The sequence below is a fragment of the Leptospira soteropolitanensis genome (assembly GCF_026151655.1).
Lineage (GTDB): Bacteria > Spirochaetota > Leptospiria > Leptospirales > Leptospiraceae > Leptospira_A > Leptospira_A soteropolitanensis.
The window spans coordinates 298,466-310,018 of sequence record NZ_JAMQPN010000002.1; the positions used below are offsets into that span (position 1 = coordinate 298,466).

General features: G+C 38.4%; 11 protein-coding genes. 1 reads left to right on the top strand and 10 read right to left on the bottom strand.

The genetic code is table 11. The features are described from left to right. The 8 genes from rpoN to rfaE1 all read right to left on the bottom strand — a co-directional run bounded on the left by rpoN (position 1) and on the right by rfaE1 (position 8,106). Positions 1-1,422 carry an RNA polymerase factor sigma-54 gene (rpoN, locus tag ND811_RS06120; protein WP_265351222.1) on the bottom strand — a complete coding sequence of 474 codons (1,422 nt, stop codon included), beginning with the start codon at positions 1,420-1,422 and terminating at the stop codon, positions 1-3. Then, a complete protein-coding gene (gene lptB / locus ND811_RS06125) occupies positions 1,423-2,130 on the bottom strand; it encodes an LPS export ABC transporter ATP-binding protein (protein WP_135592366.1) in 708 nt (235 codons plus the stop codon). 49 nt (positions 2,131-2,179) lie between these two features. Next, positions 2,180-3,517: an LptA/OstA family protein gene (locus tag ND811_RS06130; RefSeq protein ID WP_265351223.1), complete on the bottom strand. Its 1,338-nt coding sequence runs from the start codon at positions 3,515-3,517 to the stop codon at positions 2,180-2,182. After that, complete coding sequence (lptC, locus tag ND811_RS06135; RefSeq protein ID WP_265351224.1) at positions 3,514-4,059, bottom strand: LPS export ABC transporter periplasmic protein LptC; 546 nt, start codon at positions 4,057-4,059, stop codon at positions 3,514-3,516. The genes ND811_RS06130 and lptC overlap by 4 nt, the downstream gene beginning before the upstream one ends. Before the next feature lie 10 nt (positions 4,060-4,069). Then, complete coding sequence (gene kdsA / locus ND811_RS06140; protein WP_265351225.1) at positions 4,070-4,915, bottom strand: 3-deoxy-8-phosphooctulonate synthase; 846 nt, start codon at positions 4,913-4,915, stop codon at positions 4,070-4,072. Between the two features lies 1 nt (position 4,916). Continuing rightward, positions 4,917-6,539, bottom strand: a complete 1,623-nt coding sequence (locus tag ND811_RS06145) for a CTP synthase (RefSeq protein ID WP_265351226.1) — start codon at positions 6,537-6,539, stop codon at positions 4,917-4,919. Positions 6,540-6,602: 63 nt separating this feature from the next. After that, a complete protein-coding gene (gene rfaE2 / locus ND811_RS06150; RefSeq protein WP_265351227.1) occupies positions 6,603-7,091 on the bottom strand; it encodes a D-glycero-beta-D-manno-heptose 1-phosphate adenylyltransferase in 489 nt (162 codons plus the stop codon). Between the two features lies 1 nt (position 7,092). After that, complete coding sequence (gene rfaE1, locus ND811_RS06155) at positions 7,093-8,106, bottom strand: D-glycero-beta-D-manno-heptose-7-phosphate kinase (protein WP_407658873.1); 1,014 nt, start codon at positions 8,104-8,106, stop codon at positions 7,093-7,095. A 111-nt stretch (positions 8,107-8,217) separates the two neighbouring features. Between rfaE1 and ND811_RS06160 the strand changes: the two genes are divergently transcribed. Next, entirely contained in the window at positions 8,218-8,769 is a 552-nt protein-coding gene (locus tag ND811_RS06160; protein WP_265351609.1) for an LON peptidase substrate-binding domain-containing protein, read from the top strand. Here the strand turns inward: ND811_RS06160 and ND811_RS06165 are convergent. Both ND811_RS06165 and ND811_RS06170 read right to left on the bottom strand, forming a co-directional pair. After that, positions 8,753-9,424 (bottom strand): LIC11631 family protein, encoded by a 672-nt coding sequence (locus ND811_RS06165; protein WP_265351229.1) that lies wholly within the window; start codon positions 9,422-9,424, stop codon positions 8,753-8,755. The two genes, ND811_RS06160 and ND811_RS06165, sit on opposite strands and share 17 nt — an antisense overlap. Before the next feature lie 77 nt (positions 9,425-9,501). After that, positions 9,502-11,436, bottom strand: a complete 1,935-nt coding sequence (locus ND811_RS06170; RefSeq protein WP_265351230.1) for an AMP-dependent synthetase/ligase — start codon at positions 11,434-11,436, stop codon at positions 9,502-9,504. Positions 11,437-11,553: the final 117 nt, after the last annotated feature.

The following is an 11,553-nucleotide window of genomic DNA, read 5'->3' on the forward strand; positions in this document are numbered from 1 at the left end:
TTACCCCTTTAGAGAACTAATCCGCTTTCTTTCATTCGAAGGCAGGATTCTTAAGACCTTTCTATACTTTGCGACCGTACGACGGGCAATTTCAATTCCTTTTTTTTCCATAAGTTCAACGATGTCTTGGTCGGACAAAGGATTGTTTTCATCTTCATCTTTGACCAAATTACGAATGATTTCATGGATTTTTTTGGAACTTTCCTTCCCGCCTTCGGCCGACTTAACTCCAGATGAGAAAAACCATTTGAGTTCAAATATTCCCCAATTGGTTTGAATATACTTATTCGTTGTTATGCGAGAAATAGTAGACTCATGTAAATTTAACTTTTCAGCAACTTCTTTTAAAGTGAGTGGTTTAATAAATCCGATTCCGCCTCGGAAAAAATCCACTTGGAAATCAATAATACAGCTTACTACTCTTTGTAAGGTCTGTCTTCTCTGTTGGATAGAACGAATGAGCCACTGTGCAGAGCTAAACTTTGTTTGGAAATATTCCTTTTCTTTGGGAGGCAGTTTATGGTTTAAAAGCTCTCTATATTCTTCTTGGATCGATAGTTTAGGCAACCACTCATCGTTGATAAATATATTAAACTCATTTCCCACTTCTTTCACAACAACATCTGCCACTACGTAATCGATTTTTCTTCCTTGGTAGGTTGTTGCAGGATAAGGCTCCAATTTTTTAATGAGCCTTGCTAAAGAGAGTATCTCTTCCTCTGTAATCTTAAGATTTTTCGCAATTTTTTTATAATCGACCTTTTCTAGATCCGACAGAAATTCCCCAATCAATTGGTGTAGAAGTATACTATCGGGAAAAAGAATTTTACCTTGGATCAGTAAGGTTTCTTGCATATCGCGAGCACCAATCCCAATGGGATCAAGTTCGTTAATTACCTGCAATACTCGCCTAACTTTTGTCTCTGGGTAACCCATTTCCTTAGAAACCAAACCTAGGTCATCCGTAATAAATCCTTTATCATCGATCATACTGATAAGGACTTCTCCAATTTCGAACTCCAACTTGGTCAGTTTGATCATTCTTAATTGGCTCAGCAGATGTTCTTCTAGAGTTTCTCCACGGGTAGAAGATTCTATATACTTTTGGTTTCTATCACTTGCTTCTGTATCGTAAGAGCGGGGACCCTCTAAGGAATAGGTATCTTGCCAATTGACATCTGTGCTTTTTTCATGATTTAATTTTTCTAAACGTTTCACTTCATCGATAGAAAAAAGTTCTGGCATCTTTGTTTTTTCATCTACACCCACTTCATCTAAAAGAGGGTTTTCCAATAATTCATTTTGTATTTTATCGGAAAGTTCTAAAGTGGATAATGACAAAAGTTCAATGGACTGACGTAAGTCCTGGGTCATCACTAATTTCTGCGTTTGGCGTTGTGAAAGTGAGGCCCCGAGTTTCATTTAGAGTTTAAAATCCTCACCCAAATAAATTCGTCTTGTTTCTGGATCGTTAATCAAATCATCAGCAGTACCGGAAATAAGAATCCTTCCACTATACATAATGTAGGCTCTATCAGTAATTTTTAAAGTTTCTCGCACGTTATGGTCAGTGATTAATATCCCAAGACCACGCTCTTTTAATGATTGAATAACATTTTGTATATCTTTTACAGCGATAGGATCCACACCTGCGAAAGGTTCATCTAAGAGAATAAAGTCGGGATTGGTAACCAGTGCCCGTGCAATTTCACATCGCCTTCTTTCTCCACCGGACAGAGTGTACCCTTTTTGATTGGCCACTCGCATGATCTGTAACTCCATTAGTAGTTCGTCCCTACGGCGAATGATTTCATCCCCAGGGAGATTCATCGTTTCTAAAATGGCCTCTAGATTTTCTGCAACAGTCAGTTTACGAAAAATACTGGCTTCCTGTGCCAAATAACCCACACCCATTCGCGCTCGGATATGCATGGGGGCTTTCGTCAGATCTTCATTATCAATAAAGACGTGACCTTCATCAGGAGTCACAAAACCAACACTCATATAAAAACTGGTTGTTTTTCCGGCTCCATTAGGACCAAGCAGTCCTACAATTTCACCTTTTCTAATATAAAAACTAACACCATCTACTACTTTGCGTTTGTTATAAATTTTTACTAAATTTTCCATCCGAAATGTTTTTACATTCGGATCTATTACCTTCTCTACAGATTGCGTCTTACTTTTTTTCGCCATTCGGTATTACCTTGAGTCCATCTGTCAGGTAGGCTCTATCTGATTTAGGAAAAAGAATGATTTTCCCCGCCGAAACTTTTGTGCTGTCTTTTACCAGTGTCGGATTACCTTCCAAAACTAATTCATCTCTTTTTTCATAATAAGTTGCATACTCACCAGTTGCCGTTGCAGTTTGGGTTTCCACTTGAACGTTACCACGAGCGACGGTCTCAAAACGTTCATCAAATCTCTCCAGAAAGACAGCCGTTAGCTGCCCACGTTCACTCATTTCTTTTTTATCTAAAAAAACAATACGAGGATTATCTGTTAAATAGGAATAACCTTTATCTTTATCATAAGATAAAAGTCCCCCCTCCATACGATAACCGTTTTCCTTATCTAAAAAACTCACATTTCCAGTCGCTTTAATATCTTTATTATTACGTCGACTTTCTAAAGTGTTAGCTCTAAATTCCGAATTTTTTCGATACATAAAAGCATCCCCGTTCATAGAAGTTACGGTTTCTTTCCCTTTATTCTGATGGGTCAAAGTTTTTCCAGTGAAGAGAGTGACTACTCGTTCTTTTGTACTCGTATCCTTTTCTTTATCTTTTTTATTTTCATATGACACTTGGTAAATGGAGGCATCTCCATCTAGTTGGATGCTACCTTCTTTAACAAAGTAGGTCAATGTTTGACCAATTAAAAAACGATTGTCGGAAAATAGAAATGGTTCTCCCGATAAATCCATACGATCGTCTTTTTCTAAAAATACCGCATCCTCACCAAATACTTGAAATTCGTCAGATGTTACCACAACCTTCCCTGCTAAATTCGTTTTGGCTTCTTCCAAATACCGAACAATGGATTGGCATTGAATTTTAACTATCTTGCCATCTTTTTTTTGCAGAAGAACCGGGTTATTCTCTAAGCTAACCGTTCCAGCCATTTTATTATAAATGCCTTTTGAAGCAGTTAAAGTAACCCCATTCTGAAAATCTTCCACTACCACTTGACCTTTTAAATTTCCGACAAGGGCATCTTCCCCTATAATTTCAATTTCTCTGGAACTGAGCTTTATACTTTTATGCATGATGTAAGCACCGCCACCGAGAATAAAAACCTTCATAGGAATTCCATTGATGGTCCTCTCTTCTTGGGTAAGACTACTCCCACCCCACATCACAGGTATCTTATCTTTGGTTTCTTTTTTTTTATCTGGGGTAAGGATAGAATCTTCTTTTTTCATAAGATCTTCCGAGCCAAATAACAAGGGTATAGGTGAAGGATTTACTTGGAGTAAAGAACCGGAAAGAAAAAATAGAAATATAATTTTCTTCATGGTTTATCCTTCAGTGGATTACTCCCACCAACTGTGACCGCTTTCGGTTGAATGATGGTAAATTTATTCAAACTTTTATCAGCCCTTAAACCTTTTCCTCGAATGGTAGTTCCATCAGAATATACTAATACATCATCTTCAGATGATAAGGTTTTTTCATCCAAATTATACGTTAACGATTCTGATTCTATATATTTGCCATCATTGGTTTTTAATTTTACCTTCCCGTTTAAAACCACTGTTTTTGTAGAATGATTGATTTCCCCTCGATCTCCTGTCATCGCAGAAGTCACATTCCCTTTTTCAAATTGTTTAAACTCAAATCCATAAACGATCGTTTTATTTTCTTTGGGAAATATATATGATTCTGTACCTTTCAATTTCCACTCAAGCTCCCCTGATTCTTTATAGGAAGCCCGAGAAAAATTTCTCATGGAGATCATAGAACCCGATTCTTTTTCAACTTCTATGCGAAGGTATTCCTTATCTTTGCAATGAACCACTGCCAAAAGAAATAACGGAACAAGAACCCTTCGCAACATAAAGGAATCTTTAGTCCTCTAAAAATTTGGTTTTAACCAAACGATCAAGTTCAAGAAGCTGTGTTAAAAGATTTTTTGCCTTTGCTAGTGGAAACTGCGTGGTGGCATCGGAAAGTGCCTTTTCTGGATCAGGATGGACTTCCATAAAAAGTCCTTCCACACCAACTGAAACGGCCCCTCGCATCATATGAGGAATGAATTCCCTTAAACCCCCGGTGATATTTCCTGCCGCTCCTGGAAGTTGGGCCGAATGAGTTCCATCAAATACGATAGGAATCCCATGTTTATGCATCATAGGTATCCCACGTAAGTCAAACACCAAGTTTCCGTAACCGAAACTGGCTCCCCTTTCTGTCACCATATACTTTTCAGAACCAGACTCTTGGATTTTTGTTTTGATATGACGGGTGTCATCCGGTGCCATAAATTGGCCCTTTTTAACATTCACCCATTTTCCGGTTTCTGCTGCTTTTGCGATTAAATCCGTTTGGCGGCTAAGAAAAGCGGGGATTTGGAAAATATCAACCGTATCTTTTAAAGGATCCACTTGGATGGTTTCATGAATGTCGGTAAGAACAGGAACATTGTATTTATTTTTGATAAAATCGAGAAGTTTCCTTCCTTCTTCCAACCCAGGCCCCCTGTAAGAATTTATAGAAGACCTATTGGCTTTATCAAACGAAGACTTAAAGATATACACAATCCCCAAGTCATCACAAATGGCTTTCATCTCTCCACAAACTCTGTCGAGTAGGTCTTTGTTTTCCATGACACAAGGTCCGGAAATCAAAAAGAAGGGATTGCGACCTCCGATTTTTTTTCCGAAAAAATCTCTTTCTTCAATTAAATCGTACATCTTAATCCTCCGTTTTTTTAGCTAGTTTGGATGCGGCTCGAATGAATCCGGCAAATAATGGGTGTGGGTCCGTCGGTTTCGATTGAAATTCAGGATGAAACTGTACACCTACAAACCAAGGATGGTTAGCCACTTCCACAATTTCCGCCAAACTTCCGTCAGGCGAAAATCCGGTTAAATACATACCTTTTTTCTCAAAATCATCTTTGTAACGCAAAGTGAATTCAAACCTATGTCTATGTCTTTCAGAAATCCGTTCTGCTTTATATTCCGAAAAGGCAAGACTTCCTTTTTTGAGAATACAAGGGTAAGCACCTAGACGCATGGTTCCACCCATACGTTCGATTTCTTTTTGTTCTTCAATCATAGAAATCACAGGATATTCTACATTGGGTTTGAATTCTGTAGAGTTTGCATCTTTGAAACCAAGAACATTTCTTGCAAATTCAATTACCGCACATTGCATTCCTAGACAAATTCCGAAAAATGGAATTTGTTTGGTTCTTGCATAATGAATCGCCGCAATTTTTCCTTCAATTCCACGTTCTCCAAAACCGCCAGGAACCAAAACTCCATGAACCCCTTTAAGAAGTTCTTTAATATTTTTAGAATCAATATCTTCTGGATTGATTTTAACAACGTTTACCTCTACGTCATTTGCAATCCCACCGTGAGCTAGAGATTCATAAACAGAACGATAAGCATCTTGTAAGGAAATATACTTACCAATTAACGCCACTTTTACGGTCTTTTTTGTATTACGAATCTTTTTGACCATATTTTCCCACTGGGAAAAATTGAGTTTTCGAAGATCCATACCAAGTGCATTTAAAACCACTTCATCTAATTTATCTTCCCGATACATGAGAGGAATTTCATAAATCGAAGTATCAATATCAACCGCAGAGATTACGTTTTGTTCTTTTACGTTACAAAAAAGAGAAATTTTGTTTTTCATCTCTTTCGACATAGGTTTATTGATTCGGCAAATTAAAATGTCTGGTTGGATTCCAAGAGCTAAAAGTTCCTTCACCGAGTGTTGGGTTGGTTTTGTTTTTGCTTCCCCAGCAGCCGTAATCGTTGGAACAAGAGTTAAATGTAAAAACAATACTTGGCTTGCACCATGTTCATAACGCATTTGCCGAATGGCCTCGAGAAAGGGAACTGACTCAATGTCACCAACCGTTCCACCGATTTCCACAATCACAAAATCTGTTTCTTGATCGCGTGTTAGGTTATAAATCCGATTACGAATTTCATTGGTGATATGTGGTACAACCTGAACGGTTCTTCCTAAATAATCACCTTTTCTTTCTCTTTCGATTACCGCATGATAAATCTGGCCTGTGGATACGGAATTTTTTCTAGAAAATTTAGATTTTGTAAATCTTTCGTAATAACCTAAATCTAAATCTGTTTCTGCACCGTCTTCGGTTACATACACTTCCCCATGTTGGTACGGACTCATTGTACCTGGGTCAATGTTGATATAGGGATCCATTTTTTGTAAAGAGACGGTATAACCCCTGGCTTCTAACAAACAACCGAGAGCTGCTACGGTAACGCCTTTTCCTAAAGAAGAGGAAACACCACCGGTAATAAAAATGTATCTGGTCTTGGACAAAATGGACCTCAAAAATGAATGTTTTTTACAGAGTGGCGGGATTTGGGTCCAAAATCAATACGTTTAGGAAGGTGATTTGGCTTTTTCTAAAATCTTGGTAGTGGATTTTCCTTTGACAAAAGGCAAAATTTGAATATCCGCTCCCATCCCTTTTAAAATTTGGTATTCCGGCAGGGTTTCTACTTGGTAGTCTCCACCTTTGGAGTGAACAGAAGGTTTTACTTTTTTTATGATTTCGAGTGGTGTATCTTCTCCGAATGAAGAAAGAAAATCCACAGAGGAAAGCCCGGCAAGAACGATCATTCTATCTTCACAAGAATTGATTGGTCTAGATTCGCCTTTGAGTCGCCTAACACTTGCATCTTCGTTGACCCCAATCCATAACAAGTCTCCCAAATCCCTTGCTTGTGCTAAGTAACTTACATGACCTGGATGTAAAATATCAAAACAACCATTAGTAAAAACAATTCGTTTCCCTTCGAGAGTCTTTCTTTTGGATTCAATCTGATCCCAAGGGATGATTTTGGAATTTAATTGATCGTAAAAACTCATGTTATCCCTCCAAATATCCCAATGTCTGTAAAGCTTCCTCAATTTCGCTTTGTGAAACTGTTGCGGCACCTAACTTACCCACAACAATACCTGCACTGACATTAGAAATGAGAGCCGCATCGGCAATGGACATTCCCGTAGCCACAAAGGCAGTGTAAGTGGTAATCACTGTATCTCCTGCACCGGTTACATCAAATACTTCTTTGGCAACAGTTGGGATATGATAAAAGGAATCTGTTTTTCTTTCATAAATAGACATTCCTTTTTCGCCCCTGGTGATCATCATGGCATCGGGTGTGAGTTTTTCCGAGATTTCTTTGCAAGCGGTTTCAATTTCGGAATCACTATTCAGTTTTCTACCCAAAGCCTTCCCTGCTTCATGATGATTGGGAGTCATAATATGGATATTTTGATATAGAAAAAAATGACTTACCTGTGGATCTACCGTCACAATTTTATTTTCCCGGTTACAAAGACGAATCACCGACTGAATGAGAGATGGAGTCAGATACCCTTTGTCATAATCTGATAAAATTACAGCAGAACATTCTTTTAATTTGGATTCCAATTGGTTAAGAATGGTATTTTCTTCTTCTTTCGTAAGGGGAACCACCTCTTCCCGGTCTACCCGACATATCTGTTGGTGAGAGGCAATGATCCTTGTTTTTAAAATGGTAGGTAAGTTTTTGGATTTTAATAATACTAAATTTTCTTTGGAAACGGAATGGGAGAGCAACAGTCCTTCTAAACAATCCCCTGCTTTGTCTTCTCCAATCCTTCCAAAAACGACTCCAGAGACTCCAATCGCTGATAAATTCTGAACCACATTCCCAGATCCACCTAAGGATTGTTTTTCGTTTCGAACCCAAACTACAGGCACGGGAGCTTCCGGGGAAATTCGTTCTACTGAACCAATTAAATATTCATCTAAAATCAAATCACCAATCACAAGCACTTTGATTTTGCCTAAATCCTCAAAAGATTTATGAAGTGAAGTTTTCTTTATTTTCAACAAAGCCAGATCCTTGATTTGGTTTACAACTAAACATAGAATCTAAAACCTTTCTCTGTGTCAACCTTCCCCTTACCTCTCTTCCCCCTACCAGATGTATTTCTGTTTCCGGGAATGTTTTTGCCTCTCCATATCTTTGAACCTAGATATCGGATGATGCTCGATTTTTGTATGGAAAATGGTGGGGAAATGGGTATGGCTCCCTATCCCAAAAATTGGGTTGGTGCAGGACTTCCACCCATCCCAGAAGTTGTGGGATATGGTCATATCATCCAAAAAGAATCCTTACCGGATGGGAGGTCTAATATCATCCTTGAAGGAATTGGCACCGCAGAAATTGTAAGTTTGGATTCCACAGATCCATTTTATATCGCACAAATTGTTCGCAGGGAACACCAAAGAAACAAAAACGTTTCAGAAGCATTAAAAGAAAAAATTGAAGAATTACTTGTTCTCACCAAACGGATCTTACTTGCCGAAGGTGCCGAAGAAGATTTGATCTTAAAAATGAACCAAATTTTAGTTCATCCCTATCCTGTAGATTTTATAGCATCACTCATCTACTTTGACTTCAAAACTAAACAAAACATTTTAGAAACAACTCATTTAGAAACCAAAGCCGATCTTTTAAAATCGGTTTTACTTGGGCTTAATTTGGGTGAGTAGGTGATTTTATTTTTAACTCTGCTACCAAAAATAGAAATTCAGGTAAATCAGTAGGATTTTCACGAAAGAAAACCCGCGGGTTTGTTTCCTTAGAATTTAGATACAAATAACTAGAGTTTTCTTTTCGAATATAAGCACGTTCCAAGTAGTGATGAGCCTGAGAATATTGCAAAAAATCTTTCATCAAATCACTGATCGCAATATCGCCTTCACTTTGTTTGTTGGTAGCGGAAAAAAAGACAGAAGTAGTATCTTTATCTTGCCTCTCCCAATGGAACTCGCTAGTCCAGTGTCCTTTTCCACTGAAAGTAAGGGCGGGAACAAGAGAATCAGAAACCAAATTCGGAATGAATTCTTGGGATTCCCAAGGAACTCCTTTACCTAAAAAATTCACTTTGGCTAAGTAAGTTTTCCAAAACTTAGAAAGTCCTTTCACCTGGAGTTTAGGCAAAGACAAACTCTCTCTTAAAAAACCTCTCAAAGTTAAAAATCCTAAAAAACCCAAATGAACTTGGGTCACTGATTGAAAATCCCAAACTTCTTCCTGTTTCAACGGAGATAAAAACAAGGAATCCATCGCATAAAAGTCCTGGTGTTGGTAGGGGTAAAAAACGCCTGTAGAAGACGAAACTAATGATCCATCCGATCGATTCACAATTAGAATATCGACGGAAGATAAAAAAGAGAAGAGTAAAAACCGCCTGAGAACAGGCGGTTGAAGATTAAATTTTCTTAATCTGCAGCGTACAAAGCAGCAATCTTATCTTTGTATTTTTCTGTGATCAAGTGTCGTTTCATTTTGAAAAGGTTTGTCAATTCATCACCAACTTCAAACGGTTTGGTAATGAGGATAAAAGGTGTTACCTGTTCGAAAGACTTAAATCCCGTTTTGGTATTGTTCAAAGCTTTGATTTCCTTTTTGTAGAAATCAAGAACCTTCGGATTTTCAATGAGTTTCTGTTTATCAGTCTCGGAAATTCCGTTTTCTTTTGCCCATTCTGTCAACTTGTCAAAATCAGGAACAACAAGAGCACCTAGATTCTTTTGGTCTTGGCCAATCACCATAACTTGCGCTATGAAAGGAGACTCTGTGAGTTTGTCTTCGATCGGAACCGGTTCCACGTTTTCTCCACCGAGTAAAACTACAGTATCTTTCGCACGGCCAGTGATGGTAAGGGTCTTTTTGAAATTGAACATTCCAATATCTCCTGTATCCATCCAACCATCTTTTAGAACCTTAGCCGTAGTTTCAGGATTTTTGTAATAGCCTTTCATCACCTGCGGTCCACGGATATGGATGACTCCACGAGCACCGTATTTTCCCGAAATGAGTCTTTGGTTAGCATCAATGTGAGTGAGAACATTGCCCAAATCATCCCGGATTTGCACAGATGTCTCAGGAGTGATGACCCCAACAGAACCTTGGACTAATTTTTTGAAAGTTCGAACAGAGATTACCGGAGAAGTTTCCGTCATTCCATACCCTTCCAAAACATTGATTCCGATATCATTAAAGAAAGCATCCACATGTCTTTGGAGAGCTCCACCACCGGAAACAGAGGCTTTTAATTCCCCACCAGTAGCCTCACGGATTTTAGACAGAACCACTAAATCCAATAAGAAGTATGGAATGGCCAAAACGATAGCTACAACCAAGTAGTAGAAACCTTTGAAAAGGGAAACGATTGGATTTCTTCCTACATAGTCGACTTGGTTTCCTTTTAAAAACCTTGTAGCTGCATTAAAGTGTTTCGAGAAAAAATAAGCCATGTTGAACAAACCACGACGAATCGCCGGAGTTTGTTTTGGATCATTAATTCTTGTGTAAATTCCGTTGTAGATACTTTCCCAAAGTCTTGGAGCAGAAGCCATAAAAGTAGGTTTTGCCTTTTTCATGTCATCTCTAAGGTCACGAACGTTGGTATAATATGTAGCACAACCAGCCGCAATGGCTAAGTATTCAAAAACCCTTTCAAATACGTGCCACACAGGAAGGATAGACAACATTCTTTCGTCTTCCTTAATATCGATCATACTTCCTAAAATGACAGACGTTTGGTGAATCATGTTGCTATGTTTCAACATAACACCTTTTGGCATCCCTGTGGTTCCAGAAGTATAAATGATGGTAAAGAGGTCATCAGGAGCGATTGCTTTCATTCGCTCTTCTGCTTTTTTAGACCCCTTAGCACGAAGCTCTTTTCCCTTTTCGATTAAGTCGTACAGCTTTAGAACACCAGTCGCAGTAGATTTTTTATCCATAACGATGAGTGTTTTGGCAAATTCTAATTGAGAGCGGTTCTTTTGAAATTTCTCGAGCATTTTATCATTCTCAAGAAAAATCACTTTTGCTTCACAATGGTTTAGAATATAAGCAATTTCTGAATCGGTAATGTCAGTTCCACGAGGAACATCTGCTGCACCTGCCATGAGGATTCCATAATCGGAAACGATCCATTCCAATCGGTTATCAGCAAGCAAGGCAACATTTTCCTTGGCAGCAACACCCAAATCAATGAGAGCTTCTGCTAAGTTGATACCAAGATCATATACTTCTTTAAAAGTGACGGGTTGATAGGATTTAGATTCGTCTTTACTGACGAACGCGGGGCGGTTCCCAAATTTTTCAGCACTCTGCTGGAAGAGTTCGGGCAAATTGGCTGGCATTATTCTGACTCCTTTCTCAAAAGAAAACGTAAAAAGGTATCTTTAATGGACTTTTTTAAAGAACATGAGTCAAGACATTTTCAATCTTGTCATTGAAATCAAAGGAAATTCAAAATG